The sequence below is a fragment of the Amantichitinum ursilacus genome, assembly GCF_001294205.1.
Taxonomy (GTDB): domain Bacteria; phylum Pseudomonadota; class Gammaproteobacteria; order Burkholderiales; family Chitinibacteraceae; genus Amantichitinum; species Amantichitinum ursilacus.
The window spans coordinates 1-25,625 of the sequence record NZ_LAQT01000014.1; the positions used below are offsets into that span (position 1 = coordinate 1).

The 25,625-nt window shown below is 58.5% G+C and carries 19 protein-coding genes and 4 tRNA genes; 13 read left to right on the forward strand and 10 right to left on the reverse strand.

Going from position 1 to position 25,625, the window contains the following annotated elements:
- Nucleotides 1-594: 594 nt before the first annotated feature.
- Nucleotides 595-5,046 (forward strand): glutamate synthase large subunit, encoded by a 4,452-nt coding sequence (gene gltB, locus WG78_RS15120; RefSeq protein WP_053938688.1) that lies wholly within the window; start codon nt 595-597, stop codon nt 5,044-5,046.
- A 72-nt stretch (nt 5,047-5,118) separates the two neighbouring features.
- On the forward strand, nt 5,119-6,537 hold the full coding sequence (locus WG78_RS15125; protein WP_053938689.1) for a glutamate synthase small subunit GltD family protein: 1,419 nt from the start codon (nt 5,119-5,121) through the stop codon (nt 6,535-6,537).
- Between the two features lie 296 nt (nt 6,538-6,833).
- Here WG78_RS15125 and puuE read toward each other — a convergent pair whose 3' ends face one another.
- Genes puuE through WG78_RS15140 form a run of 3 tightly spaced genes read right to left on the reverse strand, consistent with a single transcriptional unit; the run spans nt 6,834 to nt 9,236 of the window.
- Nucleotides 6,834-7,763 (reverse strand): allantoinase PuuE, encoded by a 930-nt coding sequence (gene puuE / locus WG78_RS15130; protein ID WP_053938690.1) that lies wholly within the window; start codon nt 7,761-7,763, stop codon nt 6,834-6,836.
- Between the two features lie 13 nt (nt 7,764-7,776).
- Nucleotides 7,777-8,508: an aspartate/glutamate racemase family protein gene (locus WG78_RS15135; RefSeq protein ID WP_053938691.1), complete on the reverse strand. Its 732-nt coding sequence runs from the start codon at nt 8,506-8,508 to the stop codon at nt 7,777-7,779.
- 29 nt (nt 8,509-8,537) lie between these two features.
- Nucleotides 8,538-9,236 (reverse strand): GntR family transcriptional regulator, encoded by a 699-nt coding sequence (locus tag WG78_RS15140; protein WP_161805129.1) that lies wholly within the window; start codon nt 9,234-9,236, stop codon nt 8,538-8,540.
- 325 nt (nt 9,237-9,561) lie between these two features.
- On the opposite strand from WG78_RS15140, the gene WG78_RS15145 reads away from it, so the two are divergent.
- On the forward strand, nt 9,562-11,004 hold the full coding sequence (locus WG78_RS15145; protein WP_053938692.1) for an NCS1 family nucleobase:cation symporter-1: 1,443 nt from the start codon (nt 9,562-9,564) through the stop codon (nt 11,002-11,004).
- Nucleotides 11,005-11,106: 102 nt separating this feature from the next.
- On the opposite strand, the gene WG78_RS15150 is transcribed toward WG78_RS15145, so the two are convergent.
- Nucleotides 11,107-11,610, reverse strand: coding sequence for an ureidoglycolate lyase (locus WG78_RS15150; protein WP_053938693.1), 504 nt, complete (start codon nt 11,608-11,610; stop codon nt 11,107-11,109).
- The gene (alc, locus tag WG78_RS15155) at nt 11,607-12,614 is read right to left on the reverse strand and encodes an allantoicase (protein WP_053938694.1); all 1,008 of its coding nucleotides are present in this window, start codon (nt 12,612-12,614) and stop codon (nt 11,607-11,609) included. The genes WG78_RS15150 and alc overlap by 4 nt, the downstream gene beginning before the upstream one ends.
- 136 nt (nt 12,615-12,750) lie before the next feature.
- On the opposite strand from alc, the gene WG78_RS15160 reads away from it, so the two are divergent.
- The 5 genes from WG78_RS15160 to corA all read left to right on the forward strand — a co-directional run bounded on the left by WG78_RS15160 (nt 12,751) and on the right by corA (nt 17,638).
- Complete coding sequence (locus WG78_RS15160) at nt 12,751-13,353, forward strand: MarC family protein (RefSeq protein WP_053938704.1); 603 nt, start codon at nt 12,751-12,753, stop codon at nt 13,351-13,353.
- A gap of 90 nt (nt 13,354-13,443) precedes the next feature.
- A complete protein-coding gene (rpiA, locus tag WG78_RS15165) occupies nt 13,444-14,100 on the forward strand; it encodes a ribose-5-phosphate isomerase RpiA (protein ID WP_053938695.1) in 657 nt (218 codons plus the stop codon).
- A gap of 129 nt (nt 14,101-14,229) precedes the next feature.
- Nucleotides 14,230-14,946, forward strand: a complete 717-nt coding sequence (gene phoU / locus WG78_RS15170; protein ID WP_053938705.1) for a phosphate signaling complex protein PhoU — start codon at nt 14,230-14,232, stop codon at nt 14,944-14,946.
- A gap of 152 nt (nt 14,947-15,098) precedes the next feature.
- Entirely contained in the window at nt 15,099-16,580 is a 1,482-nt protein-coding gene (gene ppx / locus WG78_RS15175; protein WP_152969232.1) for an exopolyphosphatase, read from the forward strand.
- Nucleotides 16,532-17,638 carry a magnesium/cobalt transporter CorA gene (gene corA, locus WG78_RS15180; RefSeq protein WP_236692056.1) on the forward strand — a complete coding sequence of 369 codons (1,107 nt, stop codon included), beginning with the start codon at nt 16,532-16,534 and terminating at the stop codon, nt 17,636-17,638. Before ppx ends, corA begins: the two co-directional genes overlap by 49 nt.
- Before the next feature lie 16 nt (nt 17,639-17,654).
- Here the strand turns inward: corA and WG78_RS15185 are convergent, their stop codons facing one another.
- From WG78_RS15185 to lgt, 3 genes are all read right to left on the reverse strand, one after another.
- Complete coding sequence (locus tag WG78_RS15185) at nt 17,655-17,888, reverse strand: hypothetical protein (RefSeq protein WP_053938697.1); 234 nt, start codon at nt 17,886-17,888, stop codon at nt 17,655-17,657.
- 69 nt (nt 17,889-17,957) lie between these two features.
- Nucleotides 17,958-18,446 carry a DUF456 domain-containing protein gene (locus tag WG78_RS15190; protein WP_053938698.1) on the reverse strand — a complete coding sequence of 163 codons (489 nt, stop codon included), beginning with the start codon at nt 18,444-18,446 and terminating at the stop codon, nt 17,958-17,960.
- Between the two features lie 154 nt (nt 18,447-18,600).
- Entirely contained in the window at nt 18,601-19,452 is an 852-nt protein-coding gene (gene lgt, locus WG78_RS15195) for a prolipoprotein diacylglyceryl transferase (RefSeq protein ID WP_053938707.1), read from the reverse strand.
- Between the two features lie 204 nt (nt 19,453-19,656).
- Between lgt and ilvD the strand changes: the two genes are divergently transcribed.
- Complete coding sequence (gene ilvD, locus WG78_RS15200; RefSeq protein WP_053938699.1) at nt 19,657-21,513, forward strand: dihydroxy-acid dehydratase; 1,857 nt, start codon at nt 19,657-19,659, stop codon at nt 21,511-21,513.
- 527 nt (nt 21,514-22,040) lie between these two features.
- On the forward strand, nt 22,041-22,376 hold the full coding sequence (locus WG78_RS15210) for an MGMT family protein (RefSeq protein WP_053938701.1): 336 nt from the start codon (nt 22,041-22,043) through the stop codon (nt 22,374-22,376).
- 97 nt (nt 22,377-22,473) lie between these two features.
- Here the strand turns inward: WG78_RS15210 and WG78_RS15215 are convergent, their stop codons facing one another.
- Together WG78_RS15215 and WG78_RS15220 are read right to left on the reverse strand one after the other, a co-directional pair.
- A complete protein-coding gene (locus tag WG78_RS15215; protein ID WP_053938702.1) occupies nt 22,474-24,429 on the reverse strand; it encodes an Ig-like domain-containing protein in 1,956 nt (651 codons plus the stop codon).
- A 356-nt stretch (nt 24,430-24,785) separates the two neighbouring features.
- A tRNA-Phe gene (locus WG78_RS15220) sits at nt 24,786-24,861 on the reverse strand.
- Between the two features lie 385 nt (nt 24,862-25,246).
- Between WG78_RS15220 and WG78_RS15225 the strand changes: the two genes are divergently transcribed.
- From WG78_RS15225 to WG78_RS15235, 3 genes are all read left to right on the forward strand, one after another.
- Nucleotides 25,247-25,331, forward strand: a tRNA-Tyr gene (locus WG78_RS15225).
- A 90-nt stretch (nt 25,332-25,421) separates the two neighbouring features.
- A tRNA-Gly gene (locus WG78_RS15230) sits at nt 25,422-25,495 on the forward strand.
- A 5-nt stretch (nt 25,496-25,500) separates the two neighbouring features.
- Nucleotides 25,501-25,575: transfer RNA gene (locus tag WG78_RS15235), tRNA-Thr, on the forward strand.
- Nucleotides 25,576-25,625 lie beyond the last annotated feature (50 nt).

Here is a 25,625-nt window from a genome sequence, read left to right on the forward strand (position 1 = left end):
TCCGCGCGGTAAAGCTGCGCAGAAGGGATAAGGTCAAAAGCCGAAACTAACCGTCTGGATAACCGGGTTTTGTAGCTGCCGCTCCGCGGACGCGAGGCTCAGTCGGAGCCGCTGCGCTGTCTCCTACCTTCGCCCGCTCAGGAAATGGCGCTGGTTTGCCAGGCGTGTTGCCTCGTTGCTGCGCAACATCGGGTGGGCGTGGATGCCGGGCCGTGGCAGTGAACGAGTGATGCGGGCATACGGTGGGTCGAGACCCACCACTCAAAGCCATCAACAAGTACGCCTCTGCCCGCACTTCAAAACGCACCCGTGCCTCGATCCGGGTTTTCGGCCGTGCCGCGATGGCATCCACTTCGTCCTGGTATTGTGTTTGCCCGCCCGCCTTGAACGGGGTTGCGGGATGATTTCTCGTTCGGGGTTTGCTTGCGGCTTCCCTGGTCTTGCTGGCGCGGTGCTGCCAGTCTTTTCGCGCCTGCGTTCACGACATCCGCAACGCCTTTGCTGCATTGCGGTCTATGCATTGTGGATAACCCTGATATTTGATTAAGATAAATACCTTTTCGCTGTTTGCGCCGTTTCTTTAAAGGTCGTGCCATGGATAGACAAAGCTGGTTGGGCGGAACGTTGTATCGTCCCGAGTTTGAGCAAGATAGCTGCGGTTTCGGGCTGATTGCGCAAATGGATAACAAGCCCAGCCACTGGCTGGTTAAAACCGCTATTTCTTCGCTGGCCAGCCTGACCCACCGTGGCGCGGTGGCGGCGGATGGCAAGTCGGGCGATGGCTGTGGTTTGCTGTTTGGCAAGCCGGACAGCTTTTTGCGCACCGTGGCGCGCGAGTTGGGCTTTACGCTTGATGCGCTGTATGCGGCGGGCCTGGTGTTTGTCGGGCAAGATGAAAGCGTCGGTGCGGCCTCGCTCAAGACGTTGCAGCAGACCTTGCAGGATCAGGGCCTGAACGTCGCGGGCGTCCGCGTGGTGCCGATCGATATCGAGGCCTGTGGCGAATACGCCTTGCGCACCTTGCCCGCCATCAAGCAGATCTTTGTGAATGCGCCGGAAGGCATGGCGCAAGACGATTTTGAGCGCAAGTTATATCAGGCGCGGCGCATGGCGGAAAAAGAAAACCGCAATAGCGATCCTGCGTTTTATATCCCTACGCTTAATTCGCAAACGCTGTCCTACAAAGGCCTGGTAACGCCCGAAAACCTGCCGGTGTTTTATCGCGATCTGCAAGATCCACGCTTTGAATCAGCATTGGCGGTTTATCACCAGCGTTTTTCCACCAATACCTGGCCGCAATGGAAACTGGCGCAACCGTTCCGTTTTCTGGCGCATAACGGCGAAATCAATACGCTGATGGGTAATCGCTTATGGGCCAAGGCGCGCGAAGCCATCATGCATTCCGAACATCTGGATATGCAGGCGGTGCGCCCGATTGTGCAAACCGATGGATCCGACTCGATGAGCCTCGACAATATGCTGGAAGGCCTGATGCTGGGCGGCATGGATGTATTCCGCGCCTTTCGCATGCTGGTGCCGCCAGCCTGGCAAAACGTCGATAACAATGATCGCGATTTGCGCGCGTTTTATGAATACAACTCCATGCATATGGAAGCGTGGGATGGCCCGGCCGGTATCGTCTGGACCACCGGCCAATACGCGGGCTGTATGCTCGACCGCAATGGCTTGCGCCCGGCGCGTTATGTGATTACCAAAGACCGCCATTTCACCGTGGCGTCGGAAATTGGCGTGTGGAATTACAAACCGGAAGACGTGGTCAAGAAAGGCCGCGTCAAACCTGGCCAGATTGTGGCGGTCGATATGCAGACCGGCGAATTCCTCGATACCGAGACCATTGATGGTCGGCTCAAGAATACGCATCCCTATCGCAAATGGATCAAGAAAAACGCAATCCAGCTGGAACTGGCCGAAGACAGCAGCCCTTTGCCCGAAATGGGCAAATCCGAATTGCTGATCTTCCAGAAGCAATTCCAGCTGACATTTGAAGAACGCGATCAAATCCTGCGGGTGTTGGCGGCGGACGGGCAAGAAGCCGTTGGCTCGATGGGCGACGATACGCCAATGGCGGTATTGTCGGAAAAAGTGCGCTCGCCGTTTGATTATTTGCGCCAACAATTTGCCCAGGTCACCAATCCGCCGATTGATCCGATCCGCGAAGCGATTGTGATGTCGCTGAATACCTGCTTTGGCCCGGAACGCAATGTGTTCTCGGTGACCGAAGATAACGCCAAGCGCCTGGAAGTGCGCTCGCCGGTGCTATCCAGCGATAAATTCGACGCGTTAACGTCTTTACCGGGTGACGATTACAAGCCGTTTATCTTTGATATCACCTACGACCCCAAGCAACACGATCTGCAGCAAGCGGTACAGCATTTGCAGGATCAAGTGCTGGCCAGCGTGCGCAATGATCGCACCGTGATTGTGGTGCTTAGCGATAAACATATCGCGGCGGGCCGTTTGCCGATTCACGCTTTATTTGCCACCGGCGCGGTACACCACGCGTTGGTAAATGCCGGCTTGCGTTGCAAGATCAACCTGGTGGTAGAAACCGCCACCGCACGCGATCCGCATCACTTTGCCTGCCTGATTGGTTATGGCGCGACGGCAGTATTCCCGTATCTGGCTTATCAGACGATCAAAGAACTGGTCGATACCGGCGCGATTGAATATCCGCTGGAAAAAGCCGCCAATAACTTCCGCAAAGCCATTAATAAAGGCCTGCTGAAAATCCTGTCCAAGATGGGGATTTCGACCGTTGCGTCTTATCGCGGCGCTCAGTTGTTTGAAGCGGTGGGCATCGGCGAAGAGGTCATCAAGCAATGCATGGTGGGCACCGTGTCGCGCATTGGCGGCGCCACCTTTAGCGATTTTGAAGCGGACGCCTTGCGCCTGAATAAACTTGCCTTCAATCCGATGCGGCCAATCCAGCAGGGCGGTTTGCTCAAGTATGTGTTTGGCGAGGAATACCACGCGTATAACCCCGACGTGGTAATGCAATTGCAAAAGGCCGTGCAGAACGGCGATTACAAAGATTATTTGCGCTACGCCGAGCTGGTGAATAAACGCCCGGTGGCGATGCTGCGCGATTTGATGTCGCTAAAGCTGGACGATCGCCGCGCCATTCCTTTGGACGAAGTCGAATCGGAAGCCGCCATTCTGGCGCGCTTTGATTCGGCCGGCATGTCATTGGGCGCATTAAGCCCCGAAGCGCACGAAGCATTGGCCGAAGGCATGAACCGCCTGGGCGGGCGTTCCAATTCGGGCGAAGGCGGGGAGGACCCGGCGCGCTATGGCACGCTGAAGATGTCCAAGATCAAGCAAGTGGCATCGGGCCGCTTTGGCGTTACGCCGCATTATCTGGTGAATGCCGAAGTGCTGCAGATCAAGGTGGCGCAAGGCGCCAAGCCGGGTGAGGGCGGCCAGTTGCCCGGCGATAAGGTCAGTCCGTTGATTGCGCGCTTGCGCTGTTCCAAGCCCGGTATCAGTTTGATTTCGCCGCCGCCGCATCACGACATTTATTCGATTGAAGATCTGGCCCAGCTGATTTTTGATTTGAAGCAGGTTAATCCGGCCGCGTATGTCTCAGTCAAGCTGGTGGCCGAACCGGGCGTTGGCACCATTGCCGCAGGCGTGGCTAAAGCCTATGCCGACTTGATCACCATTTCGGGCTATGACGGGGGCACCGGCGCATCGCCGCTCACCAGCGTTAAATACGCGGGCACGCCATTTGAATTAGGCCTGACCGAAGCGCAACAAGTATTGCGCGCCAATGGCTTGCGTGGCCGCGTGCGCGTGCAAACCGATGGCGGTTTAAAGACCGGCCTTGATGTGGTGAAGGCGGCGATGATGGGCGCGGAAAGCTTCGGCTTTGGCACCGGCCCGATGGTGGCGCTGGGCTGCAAATATCTGCGTATTTGCCATTTAAATAACTGCGCCACGGGCGTCGCCACGCAAGAAATCAAACTGCGCAGCAAATACTTTATTGGCCTGCCGGATATGGTGGTCAATTACTTCACCTTTATCGCGCGCGAAACCCGCGAATGGATGGCGAAGCTGGGTGTGCGTTCGATGGCCGAATTGATCGGGCGCAGCGATTTGCTGGCGCTGGCCGAAGGCGCCACCGAGCGCCAAAAGAAATTGCGGCTGGATGTGTTGCTTAGCCAGGGTTCCATCCCCGAGAGCGAACCGCGCTATTGCACGCAAGACCGCAATCCCTCATTTGATAAAGGCGAGCTGGCCGAACGCATGGTGGCCGATGCCATTGCCGGTATACACAGCAAGGCTAAACAGCGGTTTGAATATCCAGTGAGCAACGTGAATCGTTCAATCGGCGCGCGTTTGTCTGGCGAAATCGCCAAAGCGCATGGCGCAGTTGGGCTGCCGGACGATTCGCTGCATATCAAACTGTATGGTTCGGCGGGCCAGTCTTTGGGCGTGTGGAATGCAGCCGGTTTAACGCTGGAACTGGAAGGCGACGCCAACGATTACGTCGGCAAAGGCATGGCCGGTGGCCGCGTGGTGATCTATCCGCCCAAGGTCAGCGAATTTGCCGCGCACGATGCGGTGATTGTGGGCAATACATGTCTGTATGGCGCTACCGGGGGCGAACTCTATGCCGCGGGCCGCGCCGGTGAGCGTTTTGCCGTGCGCAATTCGGGTGCTTTGGCCGTGGTGGAAGGCGTAGGCGATCACGGTTGCGAATATATGACTGGCGGCACCGTCATCGTATTGGGCGAAACCGGCTATAACTTTGGCGCGGGTATGACCGGCGGATTTGCGCTGGTGTATGACCCGGTCGAGAAATTTGCCTATCGCTACAACAACGAGCTGGTCGATATCAATTTGATTAACGGCGAAGCCTATGGCGCGGTGCGTGCTTTCCTTAAAGCCAGACTGAAAGCGCATCTGGCGCAAACCGGTTCGGCGCGCGCCCAGGCCATGCTGGAAGACTTTGACGAAGCCGTCGACAACGTGTGGCTGGTGAAGCCGAAAGCGGCCAAGCTCGACGATCTGCTCAAAGACTGATCAAAGCGCGGGTTTAACCCAACCGAATTGACGAGGATGGGGCCGTACAGGCCCGATCACATCGAGGTAATTATGGCTGCAGATGTATTCCAGTTTATGAATGTGGCGCGCAACCCCGGCGATAAAGTGCCGGCGCGCGAACGCGTGCACGTTTTCAAGGAAATTTATCAATCGCTCAGCGCGGCTGATGCGGCGGATCAATCCAGCCGTTGTCTGTCTTGCGGCAATCCGTATTGCGAGTGGGAATGCCCGGTTCACAACTACATTCCCAATTGGCTGCAACTGGTGAAAGAAGGCAAGTTGTTTGAGGCGGCCGAGCTAAGCCATAAAACCAATTCATTGCCGGAAATCTGCGGCCGCGTTTGCCCGCAAGACCGGTTGTGCGAAGGCGCCTGTACGCTCAATACCGGCGGGTTTGGTGCGGTGTCGATCGGCTCGGTGGAGAAATACATTACCGATACGGCCTATGACCAGGGCTGGCGCCCGGATATGTCCGGCGTAATCTGGACCGATAAAAAGGTCGCCATTATCGGCGCCGGCCCGGCCGGTTTGGGCGCGGCCGATATCCTGGTGCGCAATGGCGTTAAACCGGTGGTATTTGATCGCTATGAAGAAATTGGCGGCTTGCTCACTTTTGGCATTCCCGAATTCAAGCTGGAAAAAGAAATCGTCGCTCGCCGCCGTGAAATCATGGAAGGCATGGGCGTGCAATTTCGCCTTAACACCGAAATTGGCCGCGATATCAGCATCGAGCAATTGCTGAGCGAATATGACGCTGTGTTTATGGGCATGGGCGCTTATAAATACATGCGCGGCGGCTTTGCTGGTGAGGATTTACCGGGCGTACTCGAAGCGCTGCCGTTCTTGATTAACAACGTGCGCCAGTCGATGGACACGCTGCCGGTGGACGAAGAGCCGGTTTCGATGAAAGGCAAACGTGTGGTGGTGCTGGGTGGGGGCGATACCGCGATGGATTGCAACCGCACCTCGGTACGCCAAGGCGCGGACCAGGTGATTTGCGCCTATCGCCGTGATGAGGCCAATATGCCGGGCTCGCGCCGCGAAGTGGCCAATGCGCGCGAAGAAGGCGTCGAATTCATGTGGAACCGCCAACCGATCGGCATCAGCAAAAACGTCGACGGTAGCCTGGCGCTCACGCTGGTCACCACGCGCCTGGGCGAGCCCGATGAAAAAGGCCGCCAGCGCGCCGAGAACATCGCGGGCTCGGAAGAAGTCATCGAATGCGATCACGTGATTGTGGCGTTTGGCTTCCAGGCGGAGGCGGCCGAATGGTTTGCCGCACAAGGCGTCACCACCGACGCCAGCGGCCGCACCGTGGCCCCGGCGCGTCAACCGTACAAACACCAGACCGCCAACCCGAAGATTTTTGCGGGTGGCGACCAGGTGCGCGGCGCGGATCTGGTGGTGCGCGCAGTCTACGAAGGCCGCCAGGCGGCGGAAGGCATCCTGGAATTTATTGGCGTCTGGTAAGGCGCAAGCTGGATGGCCGGAATGAAAAAGGACGCTGCGGCGTCCTTTTTCGTTGCCGCGGAAAAAGAGAATTGTCCTGGAGCTTCAAGGCTGCTTGGGGGTGTAATGTCAGAAGTATCCGAAAACTTCGCGCCTTTGCCATGATTGATCAACCTTCAAATAATGATCCGCAGCTTCTACCGGCCGATCCGCGTGCGGGCTGGGCCCAGGCCTCGCGGGACCTGGCCATGAGCGGGGAGGCTGGTTTGGAGTGGCCGGACTTTGCCAACATTGGCGACGTGGAGTTGCAATGGTGATCAGCGCCCCACAAACGGATGCACCTCCCGCCAGTGCCGGGCAATATCCACGCGCCGGCACACCCAGACGCGATCATGCAATTCGATATGGTCCAGAAAACGTTGCAGCGCGCGCATGCGACCGGGGCGGCCCAGCAAGCGGCAGTGCATGCCGATGCTCAGCATCTTCGGGCTGTCCGCGCCTTCGGCATACAGCACATCGAAGGCATCGCGCAGATAGGTGAAAAATTCTTCGCCGGTGCCAAAACCTTGCGGCGAGGCAAAGCGCATGTCGTTGGTGTCCAGCGTGTACGGCACGATCAGATGGGGTACCGCTTCGCCATCCGAGCGCGTCACCTCGGTCCAGAATGGCAGGTCGTCGCCGTAGTAATCGGAGTCGTATAAAAACCCGCCGTAGTCGGCCACCAGGCGCCGCGTGTTGGGGCTGTCGCGGCCGGTATACCAGCCCAGCGCGCGTTGGCCGGTTAGACGTTCGAGGATGTCCATGCCGACACGCATGTGCTCGCGTTCTTCGGCCACAGGCATGTCCTGGTAATGAATCCAGCGCCAACCATGGCAGGCGATCTCGTGCTCCAGTTCGACCAAGGCCTGGGTGAATTCCGGATTACGCTCCAACGCCATCGACACCCCAAACACCGTCAGGGGCAGGCCGCGTTTCTCGAATTCTTTCAGGATGCGCCACGCCCCGGCGCGCGAGCCGTATTCATAGATCGATTCCATCGAAAGATGGCGATTGGTAAACGCGGCCGGGTTAAACATCTCGCTGAGGAATTGCTCGGAGGCCGGGTCCCCATGCAATACGCAGTTCTCGCCGCCTTCTTCGTAATTGAGCACAAACTGCACGGCGATGCGCGCACGGTTGGGCCATTGCGCATGCGGCGGGTTGCGGCCGTAGCCGATCAGGTCACGCGGGTAGGCGCTGGGGTTCATCGCTGCGGCGTCCTTAGCGTGAGAAATGAGAAAACTGGCCGACGAAGGCTTTGGCGGGAGGCGTATCGAGGTCGCCGAATTTGCTGGTCTGTAGCTTCAGCGACACCATCGCTTCGGCCAGTGCGACGGCGGCGGTCACGCCTTCCACCACCGGCAGACCAACCGCGGCCGAAATCGCGTCGGTGAGATTGGCCATGCCGCCGCAGCCCAGTACGATGGCGCCGATGTTGTCTTCGGCCTTGGCGCGCAAGGATTCCGCCACGATGCGCTCAAACGCGGCGCGCGGATTATGTTCCAGTTCCAGCACCGGGATTTCGGCGGCGCGCACTTTGCGACAACGCACGGCCATGCCGTATTCGTCCAGCAGTCGCTCGGCGATGATGCCGGTGCGGCCCAAGGTGGTGACGATAGAAAAGCGCGTTGCGATCAGGCTGGCCATATGAAAGGCCGCTTCGGCGATGCCGATGACCGGGGCGCGGGTGAGTTCGCGTGCCGCGTAGAGGCCGGGGTCGCCAAAGCAGGCAATGACATAGGCGTCGGTGCCTGCCTGCTCGCCCGCGCGGATTTCTTCACATACCCCGATGGCGGCGACTGCCTCATCAAAATGCGATTCGATCGACACCGGCCCGCTCAGCGGATTGACCGCAATGATTTCGGTGCCGGGCCGTGCCACATGCAAGGCTGCGGTGCCGATCTTGTCGGTCATCGCGGCCGTGGTGTTGGGGTTGATCACACGGATACGCATGGGCACTCCTGGCGGGTTAGAGCCAGTAGCTATGCAAGTCCTGTGCCACGTTGCGCGATGCTGCCGAGGATGGTCTTCAGATCGGGCTCGGCTTCTTCTTGCGCAAAGCTGCAACTGCGCTCTACCGATAGCAAATGCTGGTCCATCCAGGCCACTGCCTCGGCCGTAGCGCGGTTGCTGATCAGGTCGAGGATTTGTTCGTGTTCGGAATGGCGGCAAGACACCGCAATGGGCGCGCCATAGGTGGCGATGATCAACGAGGAACGCGCCACCAGCTCGCCAAGAAAATGCGCCAGCGTGTCGTTGTCGGCGATGCGGATCAGCGCGAGGTGGAATTCACCCGAATAGCGGATGGCCGCGGCCCGGTTGCCCGCCAGTTGCGCTTCGTCTTCTTTTAACATGATCGCGCCCAACGCCTTGATCTGCGCGGGGCGCGCATGGCCGATCACCTGGGGCAGGGCAGCGCATTCAATCATGCGGCGTGCGGCAAAGACTTCGCGCGCTTCTTTGACGGAAGGCTGCGCCACCGACGCGCCGCGGTTGGGGATGATATCCACTAGCCGCTCGTGCGCCAGCCGCTGCAGCACTTTGCGGATGCCGGTGCGCGATACGCCAAAGGTTTCCGCCAGTTCGTCTTCGGGCAGCCGCGTGCCCGGCGGTAGCTGCACTTCAAAAATCGCCGCGTGCAGGTTTTCGTAGATGATTTCGTCGCGGGTTCGGCTCGACATGTTTGCCTTCTTTTTGCCCATTGCCGGTGCGGCTTGCACCAATTACAGGCAGTTTTGTATGCGATGTTATTAAAAATTGTATACAAAGTTTCGCGAATTTCAGCGCATACAACAGCAGCGCCACAGCGCGCTGCAATCATAGTGAAAGCTCAAACGCTTGTCAGTGACAAACGCTGGAACGCTTTTTGCTGCACTGAGGTCGCTGGCCCATCCACGCAACCGAATGACCAGGCGGGGCACAAGCATCTGATTGTATACAAAACGCGTTTCGCGGCCGGCCACACGGCGCGAGATACAGTGAATCCAACAGGTCAGGAGTCATTCAATGTCTGAGCAAACCCCTGCCGGTTATAGCGACCGGCTGTACAACGAGGATCTGGGCCCGCTTAAAAAGCAGGACTGGAACTGGTACAACATCTTTGCCTTCTGGATGTCCGATGTGCATAGCGTGGGCGGCTATGTGTTTGCGGGTAGTTTGTTTGCGCTGGGCTTGTCGAGCTGGCAAGTGCTGGTGTCGCTGCTGGTGGGTATCTGTCTGGTTAACCTGTTTGCCAACTGGGTGGCCAAGCCCAGCCAGATGGCCGGCGTGCCTTATCCGGTGATCTGCCGGATGGCTTTCGGTGTCTGGGGCGCCAATGTGCCCGCGATTATTCGCGGACTGATTGCGGTGTCCTGGTACGGCATTCAAACCTTTCTGGCCTCCAGCGCATTAACCATTGTGTTGCTGCGTTTCTTTCCTGGGCTGGAATCCCTTACCCACACGCAATTTCTCGGCCTCAGTTATATGGGCTGGATGGGCTTCATGATCATGTGGGTGCTGCAGGCCGTGGTGTTCTGGAACGGCATGGAAACCATCAAGAAATTTATCGATTGGGCGGGTCCCGCCGTTTATGTCGTGATGGTGATGCTGGCGCTGTGGATTGTGATGAAGGCGGGCCCTGGCAAAATCAATTTCACGCTGGGCGATGTTAAATATCACGGCATGGATGCAATTGGCCCGATGATTACCGCCATTGCTTTGGTGGTGTCTTATTTCTCTGGCCCGATGCTTAACTTTGGCGATTTCTCGCGTTATGGCAAATCGTTTTCTGAAGTTAAACGCGGCAATTTCTGGGGTTTGCCGGTCAACTTTCTGTTCTTTTCGATTGTGACCGTGGTGATTACCTCGGGCACCATTCCCGTGTTCGGCGCCATGATTACCGATCCGATTCAGGTGGTTGCCAGGATCGATAACACCACCGTGGCATTGCTGGGTGCGTTTACCTTTGTAACGGCCACCATCGGCATCAATATCGTGGCCAATTTTGTGTCGCCAGCTTTCGATTTCTCCAATGTCAGCCCGGCCCGCGTGTCTTTCCGCGCAGGTGGCTTTATTGCGGCTATCGGCTCGGTGTTTATTACGCCGTGGAACCTGTTTAATTCACCCGACGTGATTCACTACACGCTCGATACGCTCGCCGCGTTTATTGGTCCGCTGTTCGGGATTTTGTTGGCGGATTTCTATCTGGTACGTAATCAGCAGATTGAAATCGATGACCTGTACAAGGACAAAGCCGGCGGCGCGTATTGGTATGAAAACGGGGTTAACAAACGCGCGCTGTATGCATTGGTGCCTTCGGTGGCGGCGGGTTTGTTGATTACGTTTGCCGGCATCAAATCGCTGGCTGACTTTAACTGGTTTATTGGCTGCGCCTTGGGTGGCGTGTCTTATCTGATGATCATGAAAACCAGCGCCGTCAGCATCCGCCCGGCACGCCAGGCGGTTTAAACCCACGCACTGATAGGGTGGGTCATGACCCACCACCCAAAGCCAGAGATCCGAACCATGCGGTCTGGATTTATGGCCGTTGAGTGGTGGCCAAGACCCGCCCTATAGCGTGATCAGCACCGGCAGTGGCAAATCCATCTCATCGCAATTCGGCCCCTCGCCCGCGCGATCGACCACCAGAAAATCGCTGACCCCATCAAGTGCCAACAACGGATGGTGCCAGGTTCCCGCCGAGTAATTAACGCCCTGATCGCCACGCGCCAGAAACACGCGGATGTCGCTCAAGGCCACGTGCTCGCCTGCAGGCGCCACCGCTACCAGATAAGGCCTTCCCTGCAGCGGCATAAACGCCTGGCTGCCATGCGGATGCCGCTCCAGCATCGTTAACGTGAGCGGCAACGCGCGTGGCTGCCCGCGGAAGATGCTGATGATCGGCCGCGCACCCGCATCGACCTCAATGTTTGCCAGATCGTGATAGCGCTCGGTGTTGCCGCCATTGATGCTGAAATGGCGCGCGGCGTTGCTGGCCTCGATCACATCACCAAATGGCGCAAACGCGGCGGCCGTCAGCGGTTCGACTGCAATGGAATAGACGCCGTTGCTCATCGCGCCACCTTGCCCCACAAGCGTAGCCGCGATACGCCGCCGTCCGGGATGATATTCAACCGCACATGGCTTACCGGCCCCAGCGCGGCCAACTGCGAGCTAAACGTATGGATGGCGTCCATCTGCAGCGGCTGCTCGGGCAATAGCACCGGCCAGAACATGCTTTGCGTAATCAGCGATTGATCGGTGCCGCCCTGCATCAGCGCGGCTTGCAGCATGCAACGATCGGGGTAATTGCCTTTGAAGTGCGCGGTATCGACTTCGATGCGCTCAATGATGCCGGGCGCACCCAACTCGATCAGGCACCAGTCGTTGCCGGGCTCGCGGCGACGGCGGGTTTCCCAGCCATCGCCCATATTGATGCCGCGGCCGGGCAGCAGCAGATTGGAAGCCTGGCCAAAATGCGCGTCATTCCACGCCACGGCGCGACCGCCATTTTCCAGCGCGGCCAGATCGTAAAGCGCGTCGGCATCGTTGAATGCGCCCACCGGCTGGCCATAAACGCGCAGCCGCGCGATGCCGCCGTCGGGATAGATGTGAATGCGCAGATGGGTGTACTCACCGGCAGCAACCGAATTCAGCCAATGATGGCTATTGCCGTTAAGGCTGGTGGAGGGCAATACCTCGGTCCAGCGCGCGGCTTGCAGGTCGTTGATGTCATCGCTGGCGCTGGTGGTGGCTTCTATCGAAATAGCGGGTGCGTAGTTGCCGGTAAAGTGGCTGGTATCCACGTCAAAACCCGCAATCACACCGCGGCGGCCCAGTTTGATCATGCTCCAGTCGTGGCCCATGACGCGCTTGCGCCGGGTTTCCCAGCCATCCATCCACTTGCCGTTTTCGTCGTATTTGCCGGGGATAAACGTCGCGGGCGCGGGGTCGAGCATGCGGCTAAGCGGCGCGAAGAATTCGTCGCTGGCGGCCAGACCGCGTGCGCCCAGGCGCGGGTCGGCCAGATTGATTGAACGGGTGGCCCAAAGCGGTAAATCAGAAGTCGCAGCGTGCATCGTGGTGTCCTGTTTTTATGAGGGCGAGCAAAGAGTCGCCCGGATTACGCAGCAATATCCGTACCAACTTGTATACAAGCGCATTCGGGCTAGCGGCAATTGGGCAGCAAGCCCGCCTTGTGCTTGAATGGCGGCCATGACGCATACCTTTCTTTCGGCCTTTGTGCTGCTGTTGTTGGTCACCGACCCGTTTGGCGGCATCCCGCTATTTGTTTCGCTATTAAAGAACGTGCCGGCGCATCGCCGCCGTCTGGTCATCATCCGCGAAACACTGGTGGCCTTTGGCATTCTGCTGGCGTTTATGGTGTTTGGCCGCGCGTTTTTGCAGGTGATGCATCTTAGCGAGACCTCGCTGGGCATCGCCGGTGGCGTGATTCTGTTTTTGATTGCGCTGCGCATGGTGTTTCCGCATGCGCAGGGCGTATTTGGCGACCACGACGGCAGCAGCGAGCCGTTTATTGTGCCGTTGGCCGTGCCCTTGCTGGCCGGGCCGTCGGCGCTGGCCACCGTATTGCTGCTGGTGTCGCATGAGCCGGAGCGCATCTTTGAATGGATCGGCGCATTGGCGCTGACGATGCTGGTGTGCGGTCTGGCCATGGCATTTGCCGAGCGCATCAGCAAGTGGCTGGGCGAGCAATTGACGCAAGCGTTTGAGCGGCTGATGGGTTTGATCCTGACTGCCATTGCCGTCGAAATGCTGTTGTCGGGCATCCGCGAATATCTGCATACCTTGCCCTGACGCAAACGCGCGCAGCACAGGCTGGCTGGTACAATTGCAGGGTTTGCGCGGCTGGGTACGCCGCGCCCGGTTCAGACCAGAGGAAACCTCATGACTCAAAACGAACTGAAAGAAGCGGTTGCACGCGCGGCCATCCAGTATGTGCCGGACAACTGCATTGTGGGCGTCGGCACCGGCACCACGGCCAATTATTTTATCGATGCGCTGGCCGAGATCAAAGGCCGCATCGAAGGCGCGGTGGCGTCGTCCGAAGCCAGCGTGCAACGTCTGCGCGGCCATGGCATTGCGGTGTTTGACCTTAATAGCATGGATACGCTGCCGGTGTATGTCGATGGCGCCGATGAGATCAACCAGCAATTGCAGATGATCAAGGGTGGCGGCGCGGCGCTGACGCGCGAGAAGATTGTGTCGGCGGTGGCCGAACAATTTATCTGCATCGCGGATGAATCCAAACACGTTAGCGTGCTGGGCAAGTTTCCGTTGCCGGTAGAGGTGATCCCGATGGCGCGTTCGTATGTGTCGCGCGAGATCGTCAAACTGGGCGGCCATCCGGCTTATCGCGAAGGCGTAGTGACGGACAATGGCAACATCATTCTGGATGTGCACGGTTTGCAGATTACCGAGCCGGCGAAGTTTGAAGCCGAGCTGAACCAGATTGTGGGCGTGGTCACCAACGGCCTGTTTGCGCGTCGTCGGGCCGATGTATTGCTGTTGGGCACGGCGTCGGGCGTCAAGACCTATAAGTAAAAAACACAAGCTTGGGGCCAATCAGCGCAAAAGCTGCACCGGTTGGCCAGACTTGAAACAAATCTTTAATGACAGCGTGCTATTTTGCACGGCTTGATGATCATTGGTCCGTCGCTGGAGACGCAACGCATGGCTGAACATATTTCCAAACAATTCGACTCTGAACTGGAAGCGATCCGCTCCAACGTGCTGGGCATGGCCGGGTTGGTGGAAGAACAAGTGCGTCTGGCCATGGAAGCGTTGGCCACGGGCGATCTGGTGACCGTTAACAAGGTGCTGGAACAGGAAATTCGCGTGAATGCGATGCACCTGCAACTGGACGACATGTGTATTCACATGATTGCGCGCCGCCAGCCTGCCGCCGGTGACCTGCGCATGGTGATGACGGTCATCAAATCGGTGGAAGATCTGGAGCGCATTGGCGACAAAGCCGCGCGCATTTGCCAGCGCACCAAAAACATCTACGAAGCGGGCCGCCTGCAAGTGCCGCGCTTTAACGAACTGAACCATGTGGCCGAAGAAGCGCTGGATATGCTGTCGCGTACGCTGGACGCGTTTGCCCGCCTTGATGCCGTGCAAGCCACCGAAGTGATTCGCGATGACCGTCGCATCGACGACGAATATCGGGCACTGCAACGCCAGCTGATTACGCTGATGATGGAAGACCCGCGCACCATCTCGCTGACCATGGATATTCTGTGGATTGCCAAGGCGATTGAACGGATTGCCGATCTGGCGGTGAATGTGGCCGAGCAAGTGGTGTTCCTGGTCAAAGGCCAGGATGTGCGGCACAAGACGGCCGATGAAGTCGAGCGCTTGGTGATGGCGCCGCCCGACGAGGCTTGAGCGTTAACGAGAAGTGCACAAGGCGGCCTGCGGGCCGCTTTTGTTTTGTCCGCGCATCAGCCCTTGCCGCGTGGGATGACAAAAGTTGTCAGCCAGCGCGGCCTTCGCTAAGGTGGCCCCACCTGCGGCGCACGCCGCGCAAGAGAACCTGCATGCCTGCTGAATCCCCCGATACCCTGATCGCCGCTGTGGACCTGGGCTCCAATAGTTTTCGTCTGCAGATTTGCCGTTTGCTGGACCGGACCCTGGTGCCCATCGAAACGCTGAAGGAAACCATCCGGCTGGGCGCAGGCCTGGATGAGCACAATCATCTGAGCGATGCCGCGCGCGATCAGGCCGCCGAAGCGCTGGCGCGCTTTGGTGAGCGCCTGCAAGGTCTGCCCGCAGCGCAAGTGCGCGCGGTGGCGACCAATACCTTCCGGGTGGCGCGCAACGGCGCGGACTTTCTGGCCCAGGCCGAGGCTGCGTTGGGCTTTCCGATTGAGGTGATTGCCGGGCGTGAAGAAGCGCGGCTGATTTATATCGGCGCGTCGCACAGCCTGCCCGCATCGCGCGACAAGCGTCTGGTGGTGGATATCGGCGGTGGCTCGACCGAATTTATCGTCGGCCGCCAGCACACGCCGCTGGTGACTGAAAGCACGGTGATGGGCTGTGTGTCGTGGAGCCGGCGTTTTTTTCCCGATGGCACGATTACGCCCGACCGGCTGGCCGCCGCCGAGATCGCCGCGGGCGAATATATCCAGCCCTTGGTGGGCGAGTTCAACGCGGGTGAATGGCAAACCGCCATTGGTACATCGGGCACTGCGCGCTCGCTGGCCGATGTGATGGAACAGAACGGCTTGTCGGCCGTCGGCATCAGCAAGGCGGGGCTGGCGCAGGTGCGACAGATGCTGTTGCAGGCGGGGCATGTCGACAAGGTCAAACTCAATGGTCTGCGCGAAGACCGGCGGCCGGTGCTGGCAGGCGGCTTTGCCATCATGCAGGCGGTGTTTGACTTGCTGGGCATCCAGCATATGCAGATTACGCAAGGCGCATTACGCGACGGCGTGCTGTATGACTTGCTCGGCCGGCGCGGCGAACATGATGTGCGCGACCATACCGTACATACCTTTCAGAAGCGCTATCACGTGGACGTGCCGCAAGCCCAGCGCGTAGCGGAACTGGCGCGCACGCTGGCCACGCAAATTGGCCTGGACGCCGCATTAATCCGCGACGTGCATTACGCCGGCTTGCTGCACGAAACCGGGCGCTCGATTGCCCATGCCAGCTTTCACAAGCATTCGGCCTACATTCTGCAATATGCCGATATGCCAGGCTTCTCCAGTCGCGAGCAAAGCCAGATCGCCACGCTGGCGCTGGCGCAACGGGGCAAGCCGGAGAAACTGGGCAAGCACACGGCCGACCCCGTCTGGCGTGCCGCGCTGGCATTGCGCCTCGCCTGCATCATCCATCGGGCGCGGCTGGAGCAAGCCGAGCCGGGCTGTCGGCTGCGACTGGAGCATAAGCGTTATGTATTTTCATTGCCGCGCGGCTGGCTGGCCGCGCACGCACTTACCCGACATGCACTCAACGAGGAATGCAAGGCATGGCAAAACGCCGGGCACGATCTGATCATCCACGAACACCCCGTCTGAAACACCACCTGGCCGCCACCAAAGCAGGCGCGCAGCCGGGCACGATTTTGTATGTGGGCAAAGAAGATATCCGCGATACCGATGCATCGTTGATCGAATTCGGCCCGGAAGAGGGCGATTTAAAGCAGACCATCTTTACCGATTCGCACCCGGCGCTACCGGATGTCAATCCGGGGCGCACGCTGTGGGTTAACGTGCACGGCCTGGCCAATGCCGAATTGCTGCAGGCGATTGGGCATCATTTCGGCCTGCATCCGCTGGTGATGGAAGATATTTTCAATACGCAGCAGCGTTCCAAGGTGGAAATCTACCCGGGCTATCTGTTTATTACGGCGCGGCTGGTGCGCGTGGATGCCGATGCGGTCATCGAAAGCGAGCAGATCAGCATCGTGCTGGGACGCGGCTTTGTGCTGACGTTTCAGGAAGAAGCATCCGGCACGTTCAAAGGCATCCGCGACAATTTGCAGAATGCGCAGTCGCAATTACGCCGACTGGGCGCGGATTACCTGGTTTATTCGCTGATGGACAAACTGGTGGATCGCTACTTTGCCGTGCTGGAGTCGCTGGGCGAGCGCATGGAAGAGATCGAAGACGATCTGGAAGTGGATGCGCGCCCCAAATGCCTGACCGACGTGCAGACGCTGCGTCGCGCCTTGTTGGCGGTAAAGCGCGGCCTGTGGCCATTGCGTGAGATGGTGAATACGCTGCAGCGCGACGAGCCCGATTTCTTTCGCAGTGAAACCCAGCTGTATTTGCGCGACGTGTATGACCACACCGTGCAATTGATCGAAAGCACCGAGGCATTACGCGACCTGGTGGGCAGCTTGCAAGACACGTATCTGTCTTTGCAGGGCCACCGTATGAACCAGCAGATGCGCGTGCTCACCGTCATTACCACCATCTTTATGCCGCTGACGCTGATTGCCGGCATCTACGGGATGAATTTTGAGCACATTCCGGAGCTGCATTGGCGCTACGGCTATTTTTATTGCGTGGGGTTGATGGCGACGATTGCGGTGAGCCTGGCGGGCTATTTCAAGTTCCGGAAATGGTTTTAAGCACGTGCGGCGCGTTTTAGTGATGTTCTTCGCTGGGCGGCACCGGGTCGCCCAGGTCTTGCGCCAGCGTCCAGGCATGGCGGCGCTCGTCGCCTGAGCGGCGGTCCACCATGACGATGCCTTCCTCGGTTAACCACGGGCCTGCCACCGGCGCGGACTGGCGGCGGTCGTCTTCATGCCGATGCAGCCGCAATTGCAGGTCTTGCGGCTGGATCAGGTCTTCTACGGTGGGGTTCGGCTTGATGGCCATAGTGGTGCATTGCTCCTGTGGTTGAAACCAATATAGTGCTGAATCGGAACAGTGCACAATCGGCATGTTTTATGTCAGCAAGTAGACAGAAATAAAAATACCCAACATCACTAGCGCAATGGCCACCTTGGCAATCGCGCCCAGTAACAGTCCTACCCACGTGGTTACGCCGACTTTGCCCGCTTGCAGCACGTCGCGCCGGGCGTACAACTCGCCCGCCACCGCGCCAACAAACGGCCCGAGCACCAGGCCGGGCAAGCCGGCAAACATCCCGGCAAACGAACCGATAAAGGCGCCGGTTACCGCTTGCTTGCTGGCGCCCACGCGCTTGGCCCCTAATGCGCCGGCAATCCAGTCCAGTAATGCCGACAGCAAAACCAGTGCAAACAGCACCGCTAATGTGATGTAGCCCACGTGCCGAAAGCCATCAGCCCACGCGCCCACCAGCATGCCAAAGAACAAAAACGGCGTGCCGGGCAGCAAGGGGAACACGGTGCCGATCAGGCCAACGCCCATTAAAACCAAAGCCAGCAGCCACCAGAGCGCGGTTGCATCCATGCAGCGGAATTCCTGTTTTTTAGAAGTGTTGCGATTACGTGGGCGCGCCGGGACCATCCTGCAAGGGCGGAAGGTTTGGGCGGTAGGACGCCGCAGCATAAAAAAACGCCGCTGGGCAGCGGCGTTTAGTACACAACAATCAACGCAGTGAGGTTCAGCGCGGCTTACGCGACGACATCCATAGCAAATGGATACCCAGAATAATCATCGGCACTGACAGCCACTGGCCCATCGACAAGCCCAGCTTGAGCAAGCCGAGGAAATCATCAGGCTCGCGCGTGAATTCAACGCAGAAGCGGCTGATGCCGTAGCCCAGCATAAACAGCGCCGAAACCTGCCCCACCTTGCGCGGCTTGCTGGAATAAATAAACAGCACCAGAAACAGCACCACGCCTTCGAGCAGCATTTCGTACAGCTGCGACGGATGGCGCGGCAGCATGCCGTAATCCGATAACCAGCGCGCCCATTGCGGATTACGCATCGCGGCCGTGGCGTCGGCGGTGGCGGCAGTGGGAAATCCCATCGCCCACGGCAGCGACAGATCGGTGACGCGGCCCCACAACTCGCCATTAATAAAGTTGCCCAGCCGCCCGAACAGCAAGCCCAGCGGCACCAACGGCGCAATAAAGTCGCTGACTTCAAAAAAGCGACGATTGGTTTTATGCGCAAACGCCCACACGGCCACCAGCACGCCGATAAAACCACCGTGGAACGACATGCCGCCTTCCCATACCTTGACGATATCGAGCGGGTGGCCCAGATAAAAGTCGGGCTTGTAGAAGCACACATAGCCGAGACGGCCGCCCAGAATGACGCCGAGCACGCCGTAGAACAACAGGTCATCCAGCTCGCTGAGCTGCCAGCCCGCGGGGCGTCCTTGCTTGATGCGCATGCGCCCCAAGGCCAGAAACAGCAGAAATCCGATCAGGTACATCAACCCATACCAATGGATCGCCACCTTGCCGATCTGGATGGCGACAGGGTTGAAATGCGGGTGAGTTAGCATGTGGGGCGGCTTCTGGATAAAATCGGGCATTATACAGCAACGCCTTTCCCGCCAAACGGGCCACAAGCCTGTTTAATCTTCGCGTAATCACCATCCACATTCCGGCCCAGGTGTTACTCGAAACTCGATCCGTTTACTCGTAAACTGCCTGTTCCGTCGCGCGTAATGCGACGACATTGCTATCCGGTTTCAAGGACCCGTTTTATGCCCGCCTATCGTTCCCGCACTTCGACCCACGGCCGCAACATGGCCGGCGCCCGCGCTCTGTGGCGCGCGACCGGCATGAAAGACGATGATTTCGGCAAACCGATCATCGCGATTGCCAACTCGTTTACCCAGTTTGTGCCGGGCCACGTGCACTTGCACAACCTGGGCCAGATGGTGGCGCGCGAAATCGAAAAGGCCGGCGGTATCGCCAAAGAATTCAACACCATCGCCGTGGATGACGGCATCGCCATGGGCCATAGCGGCATGCTGTACAGCCTGCCCAGCCGCGATCTGATCGCCGATTCGGTGGAATACATGGTGAACGCTCACTGCGCCGACGCGCTTGTGTGCATTTCCAACTGCGACAAGATCACCCCGGGCATGTTGATGGCCGCAATGCGCCTTAACATTCCGGTGATTTTTGTCTCGGGCGGCCCGATGGAAGCGGGCAAGGTGCAATGGCGCGGCGAAGAGCGCCATGTCGATCTGATCGACGCCATGATCGAAGCGGCCAACCCCAACGTCAGCGACGCCGAAGTGGCATCGATGGAACGCTCGGCTTGCCCCACCTGTGGTTCTTGCTCCGGCATGTTTACCGCCAATTCGATGAACTGCCTGACCGAAGCGCTGGGTTTGTCGCTGCCGGGCAATGGCTCGATGCTGGCCACCCACGCCGACCGTAAACAACTGTTTTTGCAGGCGGGCCGCACCATCGTTGATCTGGCGCGCCGGTATTACGAACAAGAAGACAGCAGCGTACTACCGCGCAATATCGCGACGTTTGAAGCGTTTGAAAACGCCATGAGCCTGGATGTGGCCATGGGCGGCTCCACCAATACCGTGCTGCATTTGCTGGCTGCGGCCAACGAAGCGGGCGTTGATTTCAAGATGTCGCACATCGACAAGGTAAGCCGTCGCGTGCCTTGCCTGGCCAAAGTCGCCCCCGCGACGCAGAAATACCATATGGAAGATGTGCATCGCGCAGGCGGCGTGATGGCCATTCTCGGCGAGCTGGACCGCGCTGGCCTGATCCACGGCAACGCCCACACTGTGCACGCCCCGACCATGAAAGACGCGTTGGACAAGTGGGATATCAAACGCCAGCCCGAAGACAGCGTGGCGCACCACTTCTACCGCGCCGCACCGGGCGGCGTGGTCAGCACCATCGCGTTCTCGCAATCAATGCGCTACCCGACGCTGGATCTGGACCGCGCCGATGGCTGTATCCGCAGCAAAGAGCATGCGTACAGCCAGGACGGCGGACTGGCCGTGCTGTACGGCAATATCGCGGAACGCGGTTGTATTGTGAAGACGGCGGGGGTGGATGATTCCAACCTCAAATTCACCGGCCGCGCGCGTATCTTCCAGAGCCAGGACGACGCGGTGGCGGGCATTCTGGATGACCAGATCGTTGCAGGCGATATCGTCATCATTACCTATGAAGGCCCGAAGGGCGGCCCGGGCATGCAGGAAATGCTGTACCCGACGTCGTATCTCAAATCCAAGGGCTTGGGTAAGCAATGCGCGCTGCTGACGGATGGCCGCTTCTCGGGCGGTACGTCGGGCTTGTCGATTGGCCATTGCTCGCCGGAAGCGGCTGAAGGCGGCGCGATTGGCCTGGTGGAAGAAGGCGACACCATCGAAATCGACATCCCGAATCGCACGATCCATCTGGTCATCCATGACGAAGAGCTGGCAGCACGCCGGGAACGCATGGAAGGCCGCGGGGCGGCGGCATGGAAGCCGACTGATCGTGAACGCTATGTGAGCGCTGCGCTGCGCGCCTATGCGGCAATGACCACCAGCGCGGATACCGGCGCGGTGCGTGATGTGGCCCAGGTGGAACGCAAGTAACGCGGAAGGAGGCGTCGGCTTGCGGGCCGGCGCATTGAAGTAAGAGGGGCAGCTGCGGCTGCCCTTTTTTATGCGCGGCGATTGGGGACCTGGTTGGGCTGGTGCTTGCTATGAACAGTGAGACGCACGAGGTTGAAGCCGGGCGATGGCGGCGAGGGCTGGCGAAGGAGGGCGGCGATGGCGGCGATGGCGGGCGGCGCGGTCAGTGTCTACGGCTGTCGTCGCGGTACCACGGCGAACGTTGAGGCAAAGGCGGCGCACTTTCATTGTCGGCACCGTCTGCTCACCGTCGAAGTTGTCGTTGTCGTTGTCGTTGCCGTTGCTCTCGCGGACGTGGACGAAGTGAGTGAGGTGGTGAGGTGAGGTTGGGACGGCGAGTGGCGAGTGGCGAGTGGCGAGCGGCGTTCGGCGAGCTGCATCAGTGCTGGATCGGGCCCCGTGGCCAACCTTGATGCGCGGCGGGGCTTTGGCGCAAAGCGACGCATTGCTATGCTGAGAGCCTTCCGAAGCTTCTGACCTGCTCACCCATGCGCCCACCCAACAAAACGCCGTCCAGCCTGATTTCTGCCGCCATTATCAACGTCGTTGCCCGCATCCCCCCGCAGAAAGTGGCCACATATGGCCAGATTGCCGCGCTGGCGGGTTATCCGCGTCACTCCAGACTGGTCGGCCGCGCGCTCGGCAAAACCGACCGCGACGTGCCCTGGTTCCGCGTAATCAACGGCACCGGCCGCGTCAGCGCCCGTGGACTGGATGGCAATGATGATCTGCAACGCATGCTGCTGCAGGCGGACGGCGTGGAGTTTGGGGAGGGCGGACGAATTGATCTGAAGGTGTGGGGCTGGCGGCCCGAGGAGGAATGACGCGATCGGGTGGTGAGTTTCAACGCAGCCTGTCGCCGCCGACCACGGGCAAAAAAAACGCCGCATTGCTGCGGCGTTTTGGATTCTAACCCAACTATTAAAGCGGGTTAGTGCACGAGGATGCCACGCCGTACGGGCTGTAACGACCCGGTGGGTCGGCACTCAGGTTCGTGTAGTCACCCGTGATACCTGGCAGCACAAAATTCGCCGAGCTGTTGGCTTCGGTGCCCGAAACAGTTGCGGTAGCAAACAGTGTCACACCGACCCAATATGCACGGTCTTTGGGATACACGATCTGGATAAAGGCGCTACCCGTGTCGTCAGTGGTCACCGTATTTGTCGTAACGCCAGTCGCGGAGAGCACGTTAGCGACGTTGCCCGGCTCCAGGGTGCCATTGCCGTTGATATCTTCAAGCGGATCGAGAATACCGTTACGGTTGGAATCTTCGTTAGCACACTGAGTTGCGATGGTCTGGACCCATGCCGCGCTACCTTGGGCATACGACCCCTTTCTGTAGAACTGCGGAATCACGGCAACCGTTACTGCAACATTTTTTACCGGATTGCCAGCCGAGTCCGAAACAAGTACCTGATACGGCATGGAGTACTGAGTGGAAGCACCGCTGCCCGCACCGGTAGAAATCGTGTTACCCGTACCCAATGTGATAAAGAGCGCAGTGCCGCCGACGGTCAGCGTCGTGGTTCCGGATACAGCGGGGCTGGTGCCCGTGACGGTACCCGTGATGGTTACGCCATTCGAGCCGCCAGACACGGCGCCAGCCGTATATTTGGTAGAGGCCTGGCCATAATCATCGGTCGTCGCAGTTGCGGTCGACAACGTCCCGCCCGTCGTATCGTTGGTGACCGTAAAGGACACCTGCTGGCCACGCACCAGGTTATTGGCGGCATCGCGGACAGTTGCGGTGACGGTCGTGCTGCCGCCAGCTGAAACTTTTGAAACGTTCGGCTGCAATTTGACGCTGGTGGGATTCGTGGCAAGGAAGTAAACGTCATACGAACCGGTGATGCCGCTCGTGCTGGCGGTCACAGTACCTTGGCCAGACGTAGCGCTTTGCAGTGTAACAACCGCATTTCCATTGGCATCAGTGGTCGCAGGATTGGTGGAACTGATCGTACCGCGGGTGGCGTTGAACGTAATGGTGCGGCCTGCCAGAGGCGTGCTGCCATTGGCGTAATGCAGCGTCAACGAGATCGGTGTATTCAGTACGACAGTCGGGGGAGTCTGTGAAAAGTCGACGCCGGCCTGCGAGTTGGTAGTCGGGCTCAGCGTGAACACCTGGCTGGTCACCGTAATATTCTTGCTGACGGATGCGCCCAACGCGCTGATCGTGACGGTATCGCTGCCGCTGTTCACGGCGTTATAGGCAAAAGTAACCGTGCCTGCGGTATCGGTCGTCGCGGATGTCACCGGCGCACCTGCCGCAGAGAATGTGTTACCCAAGGCCGATTTGAGCGAAACGGACTGGTTGGCCAGTGCCTTACCCGAAGAGTCGGTCAGGGTCGCAGTCAGGTTGGTCGTAGCATTGATGGCCAGGCTGGTCGCGCCTGACAGTTGCAGAGAAGTGCCGCTCACAGATAGAACGATCGTCTTGCTCATCGATGCAGAAGTGGCAGTTACGGTAATCGTGCGGTTAGTGGCGTCATTACCCGTAGTAACCGTCGCTTTCGCCACGCCCGTGCTGTCCGTCAGGCCGCCATTCGTCACAATGACTGCGCCACTATCCACGGTAAACGAAACCGCTTGTGACGGAATCACGTTGTTCGTGCTGTCTTTCAGCAAAGCTGAAATCGTAACCGGGGTGGCGCCATCGCTATTAAGCGTCGGGCTAGTAGCGAGCAGACTGATTGCGCTAACCGGGGTCGGTACCGCAGTTGGGGTGGAGGTCGGAGTCGGCGTGCCTGTGGTGCCGCCGCCATTGAATAGTGAACTGCCATCGGAGCCGCCACCGCAGCCGGCTAACACCAGCATTGCGGCCGTGGTCAGCGCCAGGCCAGAGGCGCGGAGTGCTTTCGCGCCGGACAGATTGATCATGTTGCTCCCCTGATTACTTGGTAGATACGCGGCTATACGCCAACAGGCGAAAGCCTTGCAGAATGTTTGTAAACATTTCCGACGTATCAGAATTAAACGATATAGGCGTCAATTCTGGCAATGATTGAAATCTGGCTTGTGTCAATTTTGGTAAAGCTTTGGCGCTTCGCGTAAGAAGAATCGCGGCTTGCAGGGTGGGTAAGGGCTTAAGCCGCGCGTATATCGGTGACAGGAGGCAATTGAAAGGAGCGAAAAGGACGGGGAAACAAACGCAGAAAAAACGTCTGAAGAAAGCCGAAGCACAAAAACAAAAAAGCCGATCAACAATTGCTGATCGGCTTTAATGTATTTAATTCTGGTGGCCAGTCGCGGAATCGAACCACGGACACGCGGATTTTCAATCCGCTGCTCTACCAACTGAGCTAACTGGCCTTCGAGAGGACCGAATTAAACACTATGCCGATTTGGGTGTCAACACTCTCACGCAAAAAAAATGAAATTAATGTTGTAGGCACTGTTTCTCCGGATTGCATATATATAACGCGCGCGAGCGGCGCAAATAGTATTGAACCGGCGACCCGACGCTGTCGCGATTGATCAATTGGCGAAGGCTGTGCCGGAACAAACCGCTATCGAAGAACGATATATGCCATTTGCCTGGCGTTTATCCGGGCCAATTAACGTGTGCAGAAGTATTTTAAAAAAATTTGATGGAAAAATATCCCGACAAATCAGTCAATTGTGATCTTTTGTGGGGCTGGGGGATAAAAAGGTTTGACACAAATCTGAGCCGTCGCCATAATGCCGTTCTCGTTCAGGAGGGATTCCCGAGTGGCCAAAGGGATCAGACTGTAAATCTGACGGCTCCGCCTTCGAAGGTTCGAATCCTTCTCCCTCCACCAAATACGCGGTCGTGAAGAGTAATCTTCTCCGCTGGCCAGTAACCGGCAGCGTGATCAGAAGTAGATTGAATAGTCGTTGTACGGCTCTAAGCGGGTGTAGCTCAATGGTAGAGCAGAAGCCTTCCAAGCTTACGACGAGGGTTCGATTCCCTTCACCCGCTCCAGATGCGCTGATGTAGCTCAGGGGTAGAGCACTCCCTTGGTAAGGGAGAGGTCGTGGGTTCAATTCCCACCATCAGCTCCATAATTCGCTGGCATATTTCAAGTTCTCGAGAAGGAAATATCATGGCTAAA